General features: G+C 59.0%; 19 protein-coding genes. 11 read left to right on the forward strand and 8 right to left on the reverse strand.

Features of this window, described 5'->3' with window-relative positions; genetic code table 11:
- Window positions 1-7: 7 nt before the first annotated feature.
- The gene (locus ACRER8_RS02410) at window positions 8-715 is read left to right on the forward strand and encodes a CerR family C-terminal domain-containing protein (protein WP_431744765.1); all 708 of its coding nucleotides are present in this window, start codon (window positions 8-10) and stop codon (window positions 713-715) included.
- 112 nt (window positions 716-827) lie between these two features.
- On the opposite strand, the gene ACRER8_RS02415 is transcribed toward ACRER8_RS02410, so the two are convergent.
- Complete coding sequence (locus tag ACRER8_RS02415) at window positions 828-2126, reverse strand: MFS transporter (RefSeq protein WP_431744766.1); 1299 nt, start codon at window positions 2124-2126, stop codon at window positions 828-830.
- 101 nt (window positions 2127-2227) lie between these two features.
- Window positions 2228-3439 carry a pyridoxal-phosphate-dependent aminotransferase family protein gene (locus tag ACRER8_RS02420; RefSeq protein WP_431744767.1) on the reverse strand — a complete coding sequence of 404 codons (1212 nt, stop codon included), beginning with the start codon at window positions 3437-3439 and terminating at the stop codon, window positions 2228-2230.
- A gap of 157 nt (window positions 3440-3596) precedes the next feature.
- Between ACRER8_RS02420 and ACRER8_RS02425 the strand changes: the two genes are divergently transcribed.
- The 4 genes from ACRER8_RS02425 (at window position 3597) to ACRER8_RS02440 (ending at window position 5916) form a co-directional block, all read left to right on the forward strand.
- Window positions 3597-4322, forward strand: a complete 726-nt coding sequence (locus ACRER8_RS02425) for a GntR family transcriptional regulator (RefSeq protein ID WP_431744768.1) — start codon at window positions 3597-3599, stop codon at window positions 4320-4322.
- Window positions 4323-4387: 65 nt separating this feature from the next.
- The gene (locus tag ACRER8_RS02430) at window positions 4388-4792 is read left to right on the forward strand and encodes an antitoxin Xre-like helix-turn-helix domain-containing protein (protein WP_431744769.1); all 405 of its coding nucleotides are present in this window, start codon (window positions 4388-4390) and stop codon (window positions 4790-4792) included.
- Window positions 4786-5478 carry an RES family NAD+ phosphorylase gene (locus ACRER8_RS02435; RefSeq protein ID WP_431744770.1) on the forward strand — a complete coding sequence of 231 codons (693 nt, stop codon included), beginning with the start codon at window positions 4786-4788 and terminating at the stop codon, window positions 5476-5478. The genes ACRER8_RS02430 and ACRER8_RS02435 overlap by 7 nt, the downstream gene beginning before the upstream one ends.
- A gap of 132 nt (window positions 5479-5610) precedes the next feature.
- Window positions 5611-5916, forward strand: coding sequence for a DUF1883 domain-containing protein (locus ACRER8_RS02440; protein WP_431744771.1), 306 nt, complete (start codon window positions 5611-5613; stop codon window positions 5914-5916).
- A 178-nt stretch (window positions 5917-6094) separates the two neighbouring features.
- Here ACRER8_RS02440 and tauA read toward each other — a convergent pair whose 3' ends face one another.
- Entirely contained in the window at window positions 6095-7081 is a 987-nt protein-coding gene (tauA, locus tag ACRER8_RS02445; RefSeq protein ID WP_431744772.1) for a taurine ABC transporter substrate-binding protein, read from the reverse strand.
- Window positions 7082-7247: 166 nt separating this feature from the next.
- On the reverse strand, window positions 7248-8465 hold the full coding sequence (locus ACRER8_RS02450) for an MFS transporter (RefSeq protein ID WP_431744773.1): 1218 nt from the start codon (window positions 8463-8465) through the stop codon (window positions 7248-7250).
- 103 nt (window positions 8466-8568) lie between these two features.
- On the opposite strand from ACRER8_RS02450, the gene ACRER8_RS02455 reads away from it, so the two are divergent.
- The 5 genes from ACRER8_RS02455 to ACRER8_RS02475 all read left to right on the forward strand — a co-directional run bounded on the left by ACRER8_RS02455 (window position 8569) and on the right by ACRER8_RS02475 (window position 12625).
- Window positions 8569-9495, forward strand: a complete 927-nt coding sequence (locus ACRER8_RS02455; protein WP_431744774.1) for a LysR substrate-binding domain-containing protein — start codon at window positions 8569-8571, stop codon at window positions 9493-9495.
- A 236-nt stretch (window positions 9496-9731) separates the two neighbouring features.
- Window positions 9732-10397, forward strand: a complete 666-nt coding sequence (locus tag ACRER8_RS02460; protein WP_431744775.1) for an amino acid ABC transporter permease — start codon at window positions 9732-9734, stop codon at window positions 10395-10397.
- Window positions 10378-11037 (forward strand): amino acid ABC transporter permease, encoded by a 660-nt coding sequence (locus tag ACRER8_RS02465; RefSeq protein ID WP_431744776.1) that lies wholly within the window; start codon window positions 10378-10380, stop codon window positions 11035-11037. Before ACRER8_RS02460 ends, ACRER8_RS02465 begins: the two co-directional genes overlap by 20 nt.
- The gene (locus ACRER8_RS02470; RefSeq protein WP_431744777.1) at window positions 11034-11795 is read left to right on the forward strand and encodes an amino acid ABC transporter ATP-binding protein; all 762 of its coding nucleotides are present in this window, start codon (window positions 11034-11036) and stop codon (window positions 11793-11795) included. Before ACRER8_RS02465 ends, ACRER8_RS02470 begins: the two co-directional genes overlap by 4 nt.
- On the forward strand, window positions 11792-12625 hold the full coding sequence (locus tag ACRER8_RS02475; RefSeq protein ID WP_431744778.1) for a transporter substrate-binding domain-containing protein: 834 nt from the start codon (window positions 11792-11794) through the stop codon (window positions 12623-12625). The genes ACRER8_RS02470 and ACRER8_RS02475 overlap by 4 nt, the downstream gene beginning before the upstream one ends.
- 131 nt (window positions 12626-12756) lie before the next feature.
- On the opposite strand, the gene ACRER8_RS02480 is transcribed toward ACRER8_RS02475, so the two are convergent.
- From ACRER8_RS02480 to ACRER8_RS02495, 4 genes are all read right to left on the reverse strand, one after another.
- Window positions 12757-13731: an aliphatic sulfonate ABC transporter substrate-binding protein gene (locus ACRER8_RS02480; RefSeq protein ID WP_431744779.1), complete on the reverse strand. Its 975-nt coding sequence runs from the start codon at window positions 13729-13731 to the stop codon at window positions 12757-12759.
- Between the two features lie 520 nt (window positions 13732-14251).
- Window positions 14252-15088 (reverse strand): CmcJ/NvfI family oxidoreductase, encoded by an 837-nt coding sequence (locus ACRER8_RS02485; protein WP_431744780.1) that lies wholly within the window; start codon window positions 15086-15088, stop codon window positions 14252-14254.
- 28 nt (window positions 15089-15116) lie between these two features.
- On the reverse strand, window positions 15117-15854 hold the full coding sequence (locus ACRER8_RS02490) for an SDR family NAD(P)-dependent oxidoreductase (protein ID WP_431744781.1): 738 nt from the start codon (window positions 15852-15854) through the stop codon (window positions 15117-15119).
- Between the two features lie 386 nt (window positions 15855-16240).
- A complete protein-coding gene (locus ACRER8_RS02495; RefSeq protein ID WP_431744782.1) occupies window positions 16241-17251 on the reverse strand; it encodes a zinc-dependent alcohol dehydrogenase family protein in 1011 nt (336 codons plus the stop codon).
- Between the two features lie 99 nt (window positions 17252-17350).
- On the opposite strand from ACRER8_RS02495, the gene ACRER8_RS02500 reads away from it, so the two are divergent.
- Entirely contained in the window at window positions 17351-18262 is a 912-nt protein-coding gene (locus tag ACRER8_RS02500; RefSeq protein ID WP_431744783.1) for a LysR family transcriptional regulator, read from the forward strand.
- Window positions 18263-18373 lie beyond the last annotated feature (111 nt).

The raw sequence follows: 18373 nt of genomic DNA on the forward strand, positions 1-18373 counted from the left end.
GCTGCATATGGCGCGACACAAACCTGCCGCCGAAGGTGGTTATCAGCGCGGTGAAGAAACTCGCGCACGCCTGATCGAGGCAGCCGTTGCGGTGTTCGGCGAGCGCGGTTACGACGGCGCATCGACCCGGGATATCGCCAACGTTGCTGGCGTGAATTCACCTGCCCTGCAATATTACTTCGACGGCAAGGAAGGCCTCTACCTGGCGTGCGTCGAACACTTGATCACGCTGCTGTGGCAAAAAATGGGCGATACGGTCGACGTGGCAGAGCAGGCCCTGGCCGATGTCGACATCAGCGATCAGGCGCTGATCGACGTTTCGTTAGGCATTTTGAGCTCGGTGGTTACGACCATCCAGGACAGTCCGCAGACCAACGCCTGGCGTGCCTTTTTAGATCGACATCAGGCGGGTCTATGCCCCGAAAGCGCGACGACGGCTTTCGACGACCGCTTCAAAAAACGCATTGGCGACGTGGTTCGCCAACTAATCGCGCGTCTGGCCGGGCTCGAAGTTGAAGATGAGCGCACAGTGATTCACTCGATGGCACTGTTCACGCAGGGGCTGGCGTTCAGAGTGCAGAAGCCCAAGTTGCTCGAAGCGCTGAAGTGGACGGCGATCGACCAAAAGGAAATGGAGCTGGTGCGCGAGGTGGTCCTGACCCAGGCGCGATTCACCCTTGAGGGATTGGTCAGGCAGAGAGATGGGCATTGCTGACGAGTGTGGCCCGGTTGAACCGGCTTCACTCAACCTGTAACAGCACAGCTTGCCGGCGGTCGCGTTATTGAACTCGCCGCCGCCGACAAACCGGGCTGCTACAGGTATTTTTTCATTTATTGGCAACCACGGCGGCAGTCGCCTCAGGCATCTGGGGGCGTACAGGGTTCCCGTAATCGAACTTGTTCTCTGGCCGCATGCGGAACGACAGCACCACACCGATCGCCAGCAATACGATGCTGACCAGAAACGGCAACTGCCAATTGCCGAACTTGTCGATCAACAGGCCGGCCGCCACAGGGCTGACGATCGCCGCCATCGCCGAGCCTGTGTTCATCATGCCGCTGGCCGTACCGCAGTGGTCCGGGGCAATGTCCATGGGAATGGCCCACATCGGGCCGATGGTCATTTCCGAGAAGAAGAACGCCACCGCCAGGCAGCCCAGGGACACATACATGTCATGGGTGAACATCAGCGGCACGAGAGCGACCAGGGTCAGCGACAGGCATATCGCAACCATCCGACTGCGCGCCTTGTTCAAATCGCCCGTGCGTTTGTAGATCCGGTCGCTGACGATCCCGCCGAGGGTGTCGCCGACAACGCCGCCGAAGAATACGGTAGAGGAGAAAATCGCCGTATTTTTCAGGTCCAGACCCATGTTCATGAAATACATCGGTACCCAGCTGAGCAGCAACCAGAGTGTCCAGCCATAACAGAAATAGACGATAGTGACGGGCCCCATGCGTTTGAACAGACGACCCCAGGGAAGGGCAATCTTGCTCTTGGGTTTGGGCGGCGGCAGCACTTCCAGTTCCTGTTGCGAGATGCGTGGGTGATCCTTCGGATGTTCGGTGAATACCAGCATCCACAGCATGACCCAGACAAAGCTGATGCCCGCGCAGACATAAAACGATTCCCGCCAGCCATATGCCGCCATGATCGCGATCATCGCTGCCGGGGCCAGCGCATTGCCCAATCGTGCGAACGCATGGGTGATGCCTTGGGCGAAACCGCGTTGATCCTTGGCCACCCAGCGCGACATCGCCGCCGTCGCCGCGGGGAAGGTCGCACCTTCACCCAGGCCCAGCAGCACACGAGCCACGAGCAGTGAAACGAAGCCGCCGGCAAGGCCGGTCAGCACCGTGGCGGCTGCCCAGATCAGGCCGCAGACCACCAGCGTGCGCTTGGCGCCGAAACGGTCACTGACCCAGCCACCGATGATCTGGAACACGAGGTAGGGGTAAGCAAAGGCAGAAAAGACCAGTCCGATCTGGGTTTTGCTGAGGTTGAATTCGGCGCCGAAACCCACTGCGGCCGTGCTGACATTAACGCGGTCCAGGTAGGTGATGAAATACATGGCGCACAGCATGAAGAGCACCACCGTGGTGGGGCGCAGACGTAACAGCTTCATGTTCTATCTCCAGTTTCTTATTGTTCACGCCGGTGGCGATTGAGTCGGGATAGTGCGGGTGTGCGGCAAGGCACTGCGTGAAGGACGCAGTGCCTTTTGGATCAGTCGCGTCGCAGGGGTACCGATTGGCCTCCCAGATAGTCCATCGCTGCCAGAACACCGCTGGACTGCAATTTGACCCCGGCCATTTGCAGGCCCATTTCGCAGCCCGTCAGGGTCGCCATCAAGGTTAGATCGTTGCAGTCGCCCAGGTGGCCGATGCGGAACATGCGTCCTTTCATCTTGCCCAGGCCCGTGCCCAGCGACATGTCGAAGCGTTCGTAGATCGTCTTGCGCACGGCGTCGGCGTCGATCCCTTCAGGCATCATTACGCCGGTCAGCACCGGGCTGTAGACGGCCGGATCGGCGCACTGGATCGGCAAGCCCCAGGCATTGACCGCCGTGCGACACGCCTGAGCCAGCCGGTTGTGACGACTGAACACATTGTCCAAGCCTTCGCCGAGAATCATGTCCAGTGCTTCGGACAGGCCATACAGCAGGTTGGTGTTCGGCGTGTAAGGCCAGTAGCCGGTCTTGTTCATCTCGATGATTTCGTCCCATGCCCAGAAGCTGCGCGGCAGGCTTGCGGACTTGCTGGCTTCGACAGCCTTGGGCGACAGTGCGTTGAAGCTGATCCCCGGCGGCAGCATCAGGCCTTTCTGCGAGCCTGAGACGGTGACATCCACGCCCCATTCATCATGACGATAGTCTGCCGACGCCAGGCCGGAAATCGTGTCGACCAGCAGCAACGCAGGGTGCCCGGCAGCATCGATCGCCTTGCGAACCGAGGCGATGTCGGACGTCACGCCGGTACTGGTCTCGTTATGCACCACGCACACGGCCTTGATGCGGTGACTGCTGTCGGCACGCAGGTGCGATTCGATCATCTGCGCGTCGACTCCGCCGCGCCAGCCTTCGATGCCCGGCTTGCCAATGAACTGCGGCTTGAGGCCCAGGCTCAGCGCCATCTTTTGCCACAGCGTAGCGAAGTGACCGGTTTCGAACATCAGCACTTCGTCACCGGCACTCAGGGTATTGCACAGCGCCGCTTCCCAGGCGCCGGTTCCGGAGGCCGGATAGATGATCACAGGCTGTTGAGTCTTGAAGATTTGCTTGATGCCCGATAGCACCTTGAGCCCCAGCTCGCCGAATTCCGGGCCACGGTGATCGATGGTGGGATAGCTCATTGCGCGAAGAATGCGATCCGGAACCGGGCTGGGACCGGGGATCTGCAGGAAGTGACGGCCGGCCGGGTGATAGTCGAGCTTCAGCATACGGTGACTCCTTTTCTTGTTTTTTGTACTTTGAATGCAAAATACATTACCACTCGATGTGTCTGTGTCAAACGTTAAGTTTGGGCTAATATCCGGGTTCTGATGAGTGTTTTAAGCATAAGGCGCCGACTCCAGACGCCGCTGTAGAGGATGTTGTATGCAAAATTTGGAAGGATTCGCGGAGCAGGGTAATGCTAGGCCAATGCTCAAGGTCGAGCGTCAACGGCTTCATGACGTTGTCGTCGAGCACCTGCGCAGCTTCATTACCGAGGGCGTGCTTGCCCCTGGCAGGAAGCTCAACGAGCGCGAGCTGTGTGAGACCCTCGGAATCTCACGTACGCCACTGCGCGAGGCCCTGAAAGTCCTTGCGGTAGAGGGCCTGATCGAGATCAACCCTAACCGCGGCGCCACTGTCGCGCGGATGTCAGAGCTTGAAATCCGTGAAACCTTCGAACTGATGAGCGGTATAGAAGCATTTGCCGGAGAACTGGCGTGTGAACGCATCACCGGCGAAGAACTCGACGAGATTAAGGCCCTGCACTACGCCATGGTGGTGAGCAAGAACCAGAATGATCTGCCCGGCTACTACCAGCGCAACCGCGCCATCCACGACCTGATCAACCAGGCTGCGCGTAATACCGCGCTGCGTCAGGTCTATCTGTCGCTGAACCGGCGCATTCAGGCGTTGCGCTTTCTCTCCAATCAGCAGGCACCGAAATGGGAGCGCGCGCTGCACGATCACGAGGAAATGATCGAAGCGCTCCAGACCCGCGACGGCAAGCGGCTGAGCAGTATCCTGCGTCATCATTTGTTGGAAAAGCGCGACGCGATCATGCTGATGATACGCGCTGACGCCGAGCATCCGGCCTCGATCCGACGCTGACGCTGCTTGCATCTACAGACTCATATGGTCTAGATTGGCGTCTACAGATTCTGATGGGCGCCACCATGACATTTGCCTTGCACAATCCGCAACTCTCCAGATCCCAAGGCGTGGTCGGCTTGCGCACGGCCCTGCGCATACTGGACAAATGGACCGCGTCAAGCGAACAGGCTTGTCGAATCCTGCGCATTTCCCGAAGTACCTACACACGTGCGCGGCAGGATGATAGCGACTGGTCTGTCGCCCTGGACCTGGACCAGATGCAGCGCATCAGCTTCGTTTTGAACATCCATGCGGCGCTGCGAACCCTTTTTGACAACCCTGACAACGTCTACGGCTTCCCGACGATGCAGAACCACAACGAGTTCTTCAACGGCAGGAAGCCGCTGGACGTCATGGCCCAGGGCGACATGATTTCCTTGTACGAAACCTTCCGCCGCATCGATGCGCTACGAGGCGCACAGTGGTGACGCTTGAGGCGCTGCCGGCCCTGCCGGATGAAAAGCAGCAGGCGCATCGTCTGGTCAATTCGAAATTCCCGCCGATCGATCTGTTCAACGATGTGGCCGATGCGCAGGAGTTCGAAACGCTGTACCAGATCCAGGCCATGACCAATCCCCGCCTGTTGAACGAGATAGGACGGCTGGAGCTGATTCCTCGAGAAGACATCCCTTTCGGCATACCCGGGTGTGCGTATGCGACCGCACCGTTTACCCATGTGAACGCGGCGGGTTCGCGCTTTAGCGATGGCGCCTTCGGGGTGCTGTATCTGGCCGACAATATGGAAACGGCGATTGCCGAAGTGCGATATCACCAGCAGCGTTACTGGTCCGCCGTGGAAAAACTGAACTACGAGCGTTTCGTGTTTCGCAGCCTGTCCTGTCGTTTCCGTGAGGAGGGCAGTGTTGATGCCACTGCATTGGCGCTGTCTCACCCGATCTACGCCCCCGATGACTACACCCATTCGCATCGACTGGGCAAAACCCTCAAGGACGACGCAGTGGCAGGGCTGCGCTACAACTCTGTGCGCTCACCGGGCAACCATTGCTGGGCGCTGTTGACGCCCCGGCATGTGACCTCGATTCATCAGAGCGTCCACTACGAAATGATCTGGAACGGCCGGATCACCAGTGTCAATCGCCTGTCAGGCGCGTGAGAGGTCGCATCCATACCGAACCTGTGTTTGCCTTCCGCCGTTAAGTCCTGGAACGTGCGCCATCCGCAGTCGCATGTCGGGCATCGGGTGCCGTGATATTCTCGCCGCTTGTCAGTCTGGTCTTGGGATTTCATGAAATTCATCCATCATCGCGAGCACCTGAACGAAGGTGATGTCGTCGTTATTGAGTCTTCGAACACCTGCAATATTCGTTTGATGAGCGATGCGAATTTTCGCAGTTTCAAGAATGGTGGGCGGCACAGTTACCACGGCGGGGCGTTCGACCGTTTTCCGGCGAGGATCGTGGTGCCCAGCAGCGGGTTCTGGAACATTACGATCGATACGGTGACTCAGCGGGCAATCAGTGTGACGCGCAAGCCGAACTTGAAGCATTCGATCAAGATTGTTCGGCGTTCGGGGAGTGGGTTGCCTCGTTGATCGGGGGGGGGACGTAGTTGGCTGAGTGGCGTGTATATCCGGTATTTTGATCGTTCCCACGCTCGCGTGGTAATGCCCGACAGGACGCTCTGCGTCCAGGATGATGCAGAGCATCAATCAATGCGTTACCACCCGCGGCTCGGGAACGATCAAACCTCCCAGAGCCAGCCGCTACGGTTTATTTCGCAATGAACTTGTCACTCACAAATGCCGAATAATCCGGCAATACGCTCTCGATCTTGCCCTGGTCCTTCAAAAACTCCGCGGTCTTGGCAATCGCCGTCACTGTCCCGCCACCCAGCAATTCGGGCGACTTCTGTTCCGCGGCAGTCGGAAAGTGCGACCCATCCAGCAACTCCGGCACATCCGCCGCATTCGAGCCGGTGAAGCGAGCGATGGTCTTCACCGGCTGGGAATCGGCCGTCCATTCGGATTTATGCGCCGTGTAATCAGCGATGGCGGCCAGACTCACCTTGGCAAAATCAGCAACGATCTCCGGGTGCTTCTCCGCAAAATCCTTGCGCGCCACCCAGACTTCGAACGTCGGCGATCCCCATTGCGACACTTGACCGGCGTCGGTGAGAATCTTGCCGGTCTTGCGGATTTCGCCCAACGCTGGTGACCAGGTGAAGGCGCCGTCGATGTCCCCACGTTTCCATGCTGCGGTGATCTGCAGCGGCGTCAGATTGAGGATCGTGACCTTCTTCGGATCGATGTTCCAATGCTTCAGTGCACCGAGCAGGCTGTAATGAGAAGTCGACACGAAAGGCACGGCGATTTTCTTGCCGATCAGGTCTTCGGGCTTGTCGATGCCACTGCCATTGCGCACCACCAACGCTTCCGAGCTCTGAATCTGTGAGGTGACGATGAACGCTACCAACGGCACCTTCCTCGATGCCGCCGCGGCCAGCGGGCTGGAGCCCAGATTACCGATCTGAACGTCACCTGAGGCCATGGCCGCGATCACCGCAGGGCCGGCATCGAACTGGCGCCAGTCGATTTTCTGACCGATCGCTGTCTCATACTCGCCGTCAGCGATGGCGCGTTTGACCGGGTCGATACCGGTGATGTAGCCGAAGGTCAAGTCGGCGGCGTGCGCGGTTATAGATAGGGCGAACACACCCAGCGCCACGGAGAGGGTTGCAGTCCAGCTTTTCTTGATCATCTTGATGAAGTGCCCTGATTTTGAATGCGGCGCCGTAGCGGTTGCACGGCGGTCAGGCATGGATCATAAGATTCTATGAAATTTGTTTTAAATATCGTTTTGGAATTAGCTTAGGCTGACGCCAGATACGGTGCAGCACCAGTAGGAGGCGTTAATCAACCCCGGTTTAGCCGTTGAAGGTGCCTCGCTGGCGCAGCGAGTAAAGCCAGACTGGAACCACCGACAGCACTGCCGTCGCAGCGACGATCACGGCGGCTGAGGTTACGCCCGCATGATCCCCAGCAAACCCGTACAGCACCGGCGCCAGAGCACCCGAGCCGATGGTGCCGGTGTAGAACGCCGAAAACGCTTTTTCCAGCCGGGTAGAGTCAACGACATCGGTAACCGCGCCGTAGAGCACCGACGATGTCCCATTCAGCACAGCGCCAAGTAACGGCAATGCCACCAGCCCCACGGGCAGGGGCGCGACCAGTACCACCACGATCAGCAAGGCGGTAGCCAGTTCGGTGACGAGTATGGTGTTGAGGGTGCCGAATCTGTCAGACATCCAGCCGCAGACGAACTTGCCCACCGCGCCACCGATGAATACCAGCGTCAACGCCAGTCCCGCCTGTGCCAGGGAGCCGCCGTTGCCTTTGATTATGAAAGGCAAAAACGTCAGGAAGCCCATACGTACCGCGCTGTCCATGACTGCCGTGCACAACAGCACACGAAACGCCCCGGGACCTGCTTTGACAACCGTCTCGACAGGGCGTGATGCCGGGGTCTTGTGCGCAGCTTCAGCATGGGGTCTGACATCTTTGAGCAAGATCCATATCAACACAGCTGCCAACAGGCCGATACCCGCGAACACCGTGGCCGTAATGTGGAAGGTGGTAAAGGTCAGCAGAAAGGCCGCACAAGCCGGCAGCAACGACTTGCCGATGTCGCCGGCGAAGTTGTAGACCCCCAGAGGGCGCTTGGCATTTCCGGCGTAGGCTCTGGACACCATGGCTGAGGCGACGGGGTGTTGAGCGCTGGCGCCCATGCCGGCGAACACCAGCGCTGCGCCGAGGGCCAGCGCGCTGCCGGTAAACCCGGCTGCCAACCAGCCAATACCGGTCATGGCCGTGGCGATTGACAGCACATAAGCGGGTTTCATTCGGCTCGACAGGCTCGACGCCGGGATCTGCAGCGCAGCGAGCGTCAAGGCGTAGGCGCTTCTTAAAACGCTGAGCCAGACGTAACTGAGCATGAACATCTCCTGCCAGACCGGCAGCAGGACATACACCAGGTCGCTCAGCCCGTCGTGAGTGGCGTGGGCCGTGCAGGCGGCGATCAGGGTTTTCTTCTTTGCTGTGCTGTCAGCGTTGGAGACGCTATGTACCGTTGTGGAAACTGTCATATGTTTGCAACGCAAATGAGGTGCGACCATTGTGGCGTGCCAGCGGAACGCGCTGCCAATGAAAGGATTTCATGTCGTATGAGAATGTTTGGGGGAGGGCCGGATGGCGTTTAAAAGATTTCCATCGGTGGCCTCGTTGAGAGGATTCGAAGCGTGCGTCCGGCACCTGAATTTTTCTCAGGCGGCCACCGAGCTGCATGTCACGCAAAGTGCGATCAGCCATCAGATCAGGCAGTTGGAAGAGCTGCTGGGCATCGAACTTTTCGAGCGCACCGCAGGGGCCATCAAGCTCACTCCCAACGGCGTCGAACTGCTGCCGGTGGTGCGGGTATTTCTCAAGGACATGGGGCGGCTGGTCGATCGTTTCGAGCACAATCGGGGTGAAGGCTCGGTGCTTGAAGTCTTTGTCCATGACTCGTTCGCCAGCACCTGGTTGATCCCGCGTCTATCGAAGTTTCATCACCTGCAACCGGACATCAGGCTCAAGCTCAACACCGATGAGTTTGCCCGCTTTGAAAATCCCAACGGCCAGCTTGCGATCAAGCTCGGGGAGCAGGGCGCAAGCTGGTCGGGGTTGTACTCCGAATTCGTTCTGGCAGAGCGGATCTTCCCGGTGTGTAGCCCAACGCTGATCGAAGCGCTCGGCAAATCGTTCACACCCGCGGACGTCCTCAGGTATCCGCTGATCCTGCGCTCACGCAGCACGCTCAATGGTCAGCGGGTGTCTTCGCCTTCCTGGGACTACTGGCTGAACAAACACGGTCTTTGCGGCGAGTCGCTCAACTGTGCGCTGACGGTGCCCCATAGCAGCATGGCCGTGCACGCGGCGCTGCGTGGATTGGGCGTGGCGATGGCGCGAACTTCGCATATTTTCGATGAGCTGAAATCGGGCTCGCTGCAGAAGCTGTTCACCGACGAACTGGACACCACAACGGGTTATTACTTTCTGTGCGCACCGGGAAAGCAAAAGAGCTACGCGATTCAGGCCTTTCTCGATTGGTTGAAAGAGGAAGTGCGTGAGGCGAACTGAGTTCACTGTTGCTGCAGCAACACTCGCTCAACAAAAAAGGCCGTAAAACAAACAGTTACGTCAGTCCGATCGGCGATGTTAGCGTGGTAAATCGTGACGTCTACGCATGGCACAAAGCCTGCAATCGCCCCTGAACCATTACAAGACGCTCCTTCGAAGAGCGTCACAGATCGTTCAGGAGTTTCAGTGTTCCCATCCAATCGCCTCTTAGGCCGCTCACCAATACGCGCATCGACATGAGTTTTGATGTCGATTTTGCGCTTTCTACATTGCCTGCGTTTCTCGTCGCGGTCGGTGTCACCCTGCAAGTTGGGTTGATCGCCATCGCAACCTCGCTCTGCGTCGCCTTGATCAACGCCGCCATCGCGGTGTTCGAAGTACCCATTCTCAAGCGCCTGGTACGGCTGTACGTCGAACTGGCACGCAATACGCCGCTGCTCATCCAGCTGTTTTTCATTTATTTCGCACTGCCAAGCATCGGCATCCGGATTTCAGGTTTCGCCTCGGCGATCATCGCCATGACATTTCTCGGCGGCGCCTATCTGACGGAAATTCTGCGCGCGGGTGTCGCTGCCGTACCCAAGTCGCAGATCGAGTCGGGGCTGTCCATCGGCCTGTCGCGCTGGCAGTTGCTGCGCCACGTGATCCTGCCGCAAGCGGGGATTCTCAGTCTGCCTGCGCTGTTCGCCAATTTCGTATTTCTCCTGAAGGAAACCACGGTCGTGTCTGCGGTGGCCGTACCGGAGATTCTCTACACCACCAAGAACTACATCGCGCTCTACTACAAGACCTACGAAATGCTGGCGGTCATGACCGGACTTTGCGTGCTGTTATTCGTTCCGCTTTCGCTGTTGCTGCGGGTTGTCGAAAGGAGGCTCCAGCATGGCCAGTTCGGGTCTTGAGTTGCTCTGGGTGTCGGCGCCGCAACTGCTGACGGGCATCGGTCGTACGCTGGGGATTTCCTTGTTGGCCATCGTGTTCAGCAGCGTCGGCGGGCTGGCCTACGGGATACTGCGCAATCTGGGTATTGGCTGGCTGGACAGGATTCTGTTGATCTACCTGGAAGCCTTCAGAGCCATTCCGGTGCTGGTCTGGCTGTACCTGTTCTTCTTCGGATTGCCGATTTTCTTCGGCTGGAGCATTCCCGGCTTCTGGTGCGCGGTGCTGGTGTTGTCCCTGTGGGGCATCAGCGAAACCGGCGAAGTGGTGCGCGGCGCGCTGCGTTCTATCCCCCGTGGTCAGCGTGAAGCGGGGCTGGCTATCGGCCTTGGGCTGCCGGGTCTGTATGGCCGCGTGTTGTTGCCCCAGGCGCTGCAGCGCATGACGCCACCGATGATCAACGTGTTCACCCGGCTGATCAAAACCAGCTCGCTCGCGGTACTGATCGGCGTGGTCGATGTGATCAAGATCGGCCAGCAAATCATCGAGCGGACTTACGAGTCGGTGCTGATCTACGGCTTTCTATTCCTGTTTTTCTTTCTTGTCTGCTACCCGTTGTCAGCCGCATCCCGTGTGCTTGAGCGACGCTGGAGTCACTCATGAGTGCATTGATAGAACTGTCCGGTTTCAACAAGCGTTTTGGCGACGTCCCGGTGTTGCAGGACGTCGACCTGCAAGTCAGAGAGGGCGAAGTGCTGGTCATCCTCGGCCCCAGCGGCTGCGGCAAGAGCACCTTGCTGCGCTGCCTGAACGGGCTGGAAGGCGGGCATGCCGGGCATTATCGCTTCGACGGTCGCGAGCTTGCGGCCAATACCGACTGGCGCGTCGTTCGCCAGCAGATCGGCATGGTGTTCCAGAGCTACCACCTGTTCCCGCACATGAGCGTGCTCGACAACATTCTGCTGGGTCCGGTGAACGTACAGAAACGCCCAAGAGCCGAGGCAAGACAACAGGCCGAAACCCTGCTGGCGCGGATCGGTTTGCTGGACAAGCGCGATGCCTTCCCCCGCGAGTTGTCCGGCGGCCAGCAACAGCGCATCGCGATCGTCCGCGCGCTGTGCATGAACCCCAAAGTCATGCTCTTCGATGAGGTGACCGCTGCCCTGGATCCGGAAATGGTCAAGGAAGTGCTGGAGGTGATTCTCGATCTGGCACGCAGTGGCATGACCCTGTTGATCGTCACCCACGAAATGGCTTTCGCCCGTGCAGTGGCAGACCGGATCCTGTTCATGGACGGCGGCCGTATCGTCGAACAGGGCGACCCCGAAACCTTCTTCAGCTCCCCGCAGACCGCACGCGCGCAGCAGTTTCTGGAGAAATTCTCCTACGTGGAAAATATGCCTAAAAGGAATGCAAGATGAACTTTAAAACTGCCCTCGTTTACCCATTGCTGGCCATCGGATTGCTCGCTGGCGCCGCGGCCCATGCCGAAGGCTATCTGGACAAGATCAAGGCCCGCGACAAGTTGATCGTCGGGGTCTTCAGCGATAAGCCGCCCTTCGGCTTCGTCGACGAGAAAGGCGAGTACGTCGGCTTCGACACCGACCTGGGTCGTCGTTTCGCCAAGGACCTGTTGGGCGACGAGAAGAAGATCGAATTCGTCGTCGTTGAGCCTGCGAGCCGTATCCCGTTCCTGCAGAGCGACAAGGTCGACCTGATTCTGGCGAACATGACCGTGACTCCGGAACGCGCCCAAGTGGTGGACTTCACCAACCCGAACCTGCGTGTCGCGGTGCAGGCGCTGGTGCCTGAAAAAAGCGATGTGAAGAACCTCGATGACCTGGCGAAGAAGACCACCATCGTCACCACCGGGACCACCGCCGACATCTGGCTGACCAAGAACCACCCGGACTGGAAACTGCTGAAATTCGAGAAAAACTCCGAGTCGCTGCAGGCGCTGGCCAACGGCCGTGGCGATGCCTACGCCCAGGACAACCTGGTGCTGTTCAGCTGGGCCAAGCAAAACCCCGGCTACCGCGTGCTGACCCAAAAGCTGGGTGACGAGGCACCGATCGCGCCCGCAGTGAAGAAGGGCAACGTCGAACTGCGTGACTGGGTCAACACCGAACTGGCCAGCCTGGGCAAGGAAAAATACCTGCTCAAACTCTACGATCAATACGTTCGCAGCCAACTGGCCGATGGCACCGACCCAGCGGCAGTGATCGTCGAAGGCGGCGACTGGAAACCTTGACCGACTGAGTGCTGGTCACCTTACGCAGACCTGTGGAGGCGAATTCATTCGCGAGGGGTGTTCAGCCGATGACGATGTATATCGGCTGTCACCTCGCATCGCAAATGCATTCGCTCTCACTGGGCTTGGCCTCAAGGCTTCCAGATGCCGACATCCTTGGCGTCCACGGCCTTGGGCAGCAGACCGGCGGCAAAAAAAGCATCAGCGATTTTCTGCTGCTCACCCAACTGATCGGCCTTCACCGGCTCGACTTGGTAACTGCGATGGGCATTTGCCGATTCCACGGTTTCCACGTCGAGATTGCCCCATAGCGGGCCTAATACCTGGGCGGCGTCGCGCGGGTTTTTCTTGATCCAGCTGCCTGCTTCCTGCAGCTGCTGATACACCAGCTTGAGCACTTGCGGGTGAGTGCCGGCATATGCGGTGCTTGTCAGGTAATAGCGTTTATAACTGGCCAGACCTGCGCCATCTGCGAGGGTGCGGGTTGGCAGTTGGCGTTGCACGCTGGTGAGGAAGGGTTCCCAGGTCACCCACGCATCGACCTTGCCGTTTTCGAACGCGGCGCGACCGTCGGCAGGCGTCAGGTAAGCGGGCTGGATGTCGGCGAAGGTCAGACCGGCCTTGTTCAGCGCGGCGATCAACAGGTAATGAGAACCGGCAGCCTTGGTCACGGCAACTTTTTTGCCCTTCAGATCGGACAGTTGCCGGATTGGCGAGTCCTTGGAAACTACGATCGCCTGTGCGCTGGGAGAGGCCGACTCTTCGGCGAAATAGGTCAGCTTCGCCTGTGCGGCCTGGGCGAAGATCGGCACGGTATCTGCCACGTCGGCACTGATGTCGACATTGCCAATGTTCAGCGCCTCCAATAGCGGCAATCCGCTGGGGAATTCATGCCAGCTGACGTCGATGTTGTCTTTGCCCAAAGTTTTTTCCAGCGTGCCTTGAGCCTTCAGCAAAGTGATCAGTGTCGAGGATTTCTGATAGCCGATGCGCACTGTCTCGCGAGCCTGGGCGGGCAGGGCGAGTGCGCAGGCGATGGCAATGGCCATACCTGCGATTAAAGGATGGCGAAGGATTTTGCGATTGCTGTTGTTTGAGATTGGCATGATCGATCGGTGCTCGGGAGGAAGGGCCGGAATAACGGGCAGGGATGCGCCCGGTCACGAATCATAGAATTCTAAAAACCAATATTTAAATATCTTCTGGTTCTTAGCTTATGCGACGGGTTTCAGCGGGCGTATAGCGACAATGCGAACCGCGATAGAAATCAAAACAGCCGCTTATGCCCACTTCAGATAACGCTCAAGCGAAATATTCTTTTAAGGGATAAGTCGAATCATGGATTATTCAAGAAGTGACGTTTTCCCGGGCATATGGTCTGAATGCGCTTGCCATCCTTCGAGGGCATGCAGGGCTTCGTCCGGTCGGCGTAAGCGCGTAGCTTGCTCGCGATCTGGCGCGAAGGGTCGGCAAAACCGGTAGTGCGGTGTGTAAGGTTTTAGATTTTCACAGGTTGTTCCTCAGGCAGAGGGCAACCTGTTTTTTTATTCTGGCGGGGATATACAGAACGGGCGGATATGCCGTGGTCCCCTCAGATCAGTGTCTGAATGGGGACACGGCGCAGCCTCACTCATCAAAAAATACCAACGCCCGCAACTCGATACTGCGCCGTGGTGGCGCCCCCGGCGGAGTGGTCGGGTCGTCGAAGGCGGTGTGCGCGCCGGCCCTTGCGGCAATATCGGTTTTCGAGTCGTAGATCTTCAGCAGCAATGCTTCTTCGGGACGCAATTGCGGGTAGTAATACCAGCGGTGTTTCGGGTTGTGGCGCACTGAAAAGGTTTCGCCCACCTTGTCCCGATACACCAGATCACTGGCAATGAAATCCGCTGTCTCGATAGTACTGGCATCGCACAACGCCAGCGGGGTGGTGTAGATCGGCGCGCCAATCGGGCGCCATAGGTTGATGATCGCAAAGCGTTTTTGCAGGCGCTGTTCGGCTTCCTCCGCGGGCAGATGATCTCGCACCCGGCGAATGGCCGAGCGCTCGGTCTGGTCGTTGTGCACATAGCGTACCGGCTCACGCAGCCCCGTCGCTTCCCGCCCCGGCTCGTCGATGCGGATGGTGTGGTCGAAGATCACGGTCTTCACCGCACCGGTGTGCTTGCGCAGCAGCGCATCGGCTTCTGCGTAGTAGAACTGCACCACCTGCGTTTCATCTTCGAGATTGCTCACGGCGCTGGCGTGCTCGACCCGCTCGAAACCCTGGGCATCCAGTACCGGCGGCGTCGCCAGCAAGCGCGCATTGTGGATGTCGACGCGGGTCGGCTGCAGCGTGCCGGTGCGCTGTGGCTGACCATCGGGTTGCGGCCAGGTGTAATTGACCGGGCGCACGCCATCGTCGAGCAAGTAATTGAGTTCACCGACGACAGATGTCGGCCCCGGATTGGGTTGATGAACGCCCATGTGAAAGTCCTCCAGTGGATGAAGCGCTTCAGAACGGTTCTTTGAAAGGCCGCAGATCGAGTTCTTGTGTCCAGGCACTGCGCGGCTGCGAATGCAGATACCAATAGGCATCGGCGATGTCGTCCAGGGCGAGCGTACCGTCCTCGCCCAAGTGCTCGAGGCGTTGCGGCGCGTGACTGCGAACCCGTTCGCCGTTGATGCTGCCGTCGATCACCACGTGGGCCACATGCACGTTGTGCGGACCGAACTCCCGGGCAAAAGACTGACTCAGCGAGCGCAACCCGGCCTTGGCGGCCGCGAACGCGGCGAACGGAGGCTTGCCGCGAAGCGAAGCCGTCGCCCCGGTGAACAGCAGCGTGCCGCCACCTGCTTCAAGCAGCAGCCGTGTGGACTCCCTGGCGAAAATGAAACCACCCAGCGTCGACGCTCTCCATGTCTGCTCGAACAGTTCGGTACTGAGTTCGAGGCTCGGCGCCGATACCGAATTTCCGACATTGAAGATGGCTGCGCGTAGCTGTCCCCATTCACGAATTCTGCTGACGGCGGCCAGGGTATCTGCCTCACTGCTGGCGTCAGCGGGCAAGGCAAGAGCTTCACCTCCCTGGGCTTGGATACCGCGCACGACGTCCTCGAGCTTGTCGAGGCTGCGACCACTGACGGCCACTTTGAATCCGCCGCTGGCGAAGCGGCGGGCGAGGGCGGCGCCAAGACCTTCCACTGCGCCAACACCGCTGACCCAGGCTACTTGTTTCGCAATTGCAGACATGGAATCGACTCGCAAGGATGAACAGGAATCCACTGTACCTGCGGTCATTCAGGACCGATTAGAATTTGGGGTGCTATTCATATAGCTGAGATTTAGCTTTAACGGTTGTCGGGTGAGAAATGTAGGGTGCTGATCGATGCCACAGGTCTTGCGGCATGCCGGGTTTCGTGCAGGGCACCGTCCCTGTAGCCACACGGCTTGCCGACGGTGACGGCCGTTAGATCGCCACCGCCGACAAGCCTCGCTACTACAAGTAGGGCGGATCGCAGCTACGGCTGAATGCCGACTCACACGACGGCAACGCTCAGAAATGCAATCTGTCCATCTAACGGCTCAGGAATGCACTCACCAAACACCGTCTTTTCGGTAACCGTCGATCCCGACCTTCACCGCACCCGCACCACCACCTTGCCAAAATGACGTCCGGCTTTCAGATGCGCCAGCGCTTCCCGGGCCTGATCGAAGGCGAACACCTGATCGATGACCGGCTTGATCGTATTTTGTGCTGTAGCGCGCACGCAGTCCCTCAGCGCGACCCGGTCGCCGACGCTGGTGGAGCGCAGCGAAGCGCCGCTGCCCATGATGTCGAAATAGGTCAGCGGCGGGCCGTTCTCGCCGAGAAAACCGACCAGCACCACTTCACCGTCATAGGCGGCCGCCTTGAGGGACTGTCCGATCGTCGCCGGGCCGACGACCTCGACCACACGCTGAACGCCTTCGTCCTGAGTCAGGTGCAGGACCTGCTCGTGCCATTGTGGCGTCTCGCGGTAATTGATCACTTCATCGGCACCAAGGGTTTTCAGGCGTTCGGCTTTTTCCGCGGAAGAGGTGGTCGCGATCACTCGGGCGCCCATGGCCTTGGCGTATTGCAGGGCGAACAGTGAGACTCCGCCGGTGCCAAGGGTCAGGACGGTTTCGCCAGCCTTGATCGGCTGCGGTCCCGTCAGCGCAACCCATGCGGTCACGGCCGCGCAGGGCAGGGTCGCGCCTTCCTCGTACGTCAACTCATCAGGGAGAGCGACGATCGCCTCTTGGCTCACCACTTTGTACTCGGTAAACCAGCCGTCATGGCTGCGCCCATAAACCCCGGAAAAGCGCTCCTTTATCTTGCCGCCACCGAACCAGCGCGGATGGAAGGCGCCAACCACGCGGTCGCCGATCTCGAAATCGCTGACGCCTTCACCCACCTCGATCACCCGGCCTGCGCCGTCGCTGCCCGGAATCGGCATGGTCAGGGTTGGCTTGAGCCGGCGCCCTTCGATAAGCACCAGGTCGCGGTAATTGAGCGAGACGGCGTGGACTTCGATCAGCACTTCGCCCCGTTGCAGGGTCGGCATCTGCTCTTCACAGATATTGAGCGACTCGGGGGTGTTGCCGTTGACTCGATAGCTTTTCATTGGAGGCCTCGTCGATAAATGTCTCGTGTTGAGGCTAGGTCATCGAACAAAGGTGTTAAATAGGCGCAATATTCGATCACAACCAAGAAAAACTTCTGAATGGACATGCTTCGTGGAATGGCGCTGTTCGTGCGCATCGTCGACAAAGGCAGTATCACTCGCGCCGCTGACGACAGCGGATTGACGCCGACGATGATCGGCAATCACTTGCGCGCGCTGGAAGAGCATCTGGGAATGAAGCTCCTTCACCGCACGACGCGGCAGCAGCAACTGACCGATTTTGGGCTGCATTACTACGAGCGCTGTCTGGAAATCCTGAGCATGGTTCAGGATGCGGAAACCGTCGCGCTTGAGGCTCAAGCGGAACCCCAGGGACGATTGCGCTTGAGTTTCCCCCATGCCTTCGGGCTGGAGCGGCTGATGGCGGCATTGAGGCTGTACATGGCGCGTTATCCCAAGGTCGATGTCGAGATCTCGTTCACCGATCGCATGGTCGATCTGCTTGAAGAAGGCTTCGAAGCCGCCGTGCGCATCGGCGAGCTGCCCAGCTCGAACATCATTGCCCGGCGCTTGCATGCCCACCCACTCGTGCTATGCGCCGCGCCTGATTATCTGGCGCGACGGGGAACGCCGGTGCGCCCTCAAGACATGCAGGAGCATGATTGCATCACCTATCGCTATGCCAACGGCCCGGTTGAGCAGAAGCAGCGTGCGCTGTGGCGGCTGCACGGTGAAGAGGGCGAGTTGCAGCTGAGCGTTCGTACCCGCCTGCAAATGGACAACGGCCCGGCCCTGCGAGAAGCGGCAGCGGCGGGGCTCGGTATCGTGCTGCTGCCATTGGCACTGGTCGAAGCCGACCTTGAGAGCGGGCGTCTGTGCCGAATTCTACCGGCTTACAGCTTCGCCGAACGGCCCTTGCATCTGGTCTACCTCAGCGATCGTCGGCGCTCACCCAAGCTCAACAGCTTCATTGATTTCATGCTCGAGCATTTCAGCGATCAGCCACGTTAGGTGGGATCGCGATTTGTAAGGCGCGTACGACTTACTCTGTCGCCACGCCGATTTTCCGTTGTTCGAGCGGCGTGGTGCCATTGACGGCAAAGTCGTGGACGATCCGTCCTC

The organism is Pseudomonas sp., assembly GCF_050739935.1.
In the GTDB taxonomy this organism is placed as follows: Bacteria; Pseudomonadota; Gammaproteobacteria; order Pseudomonadales; family Pseudomonadaceae; genus Aquipseudomonas.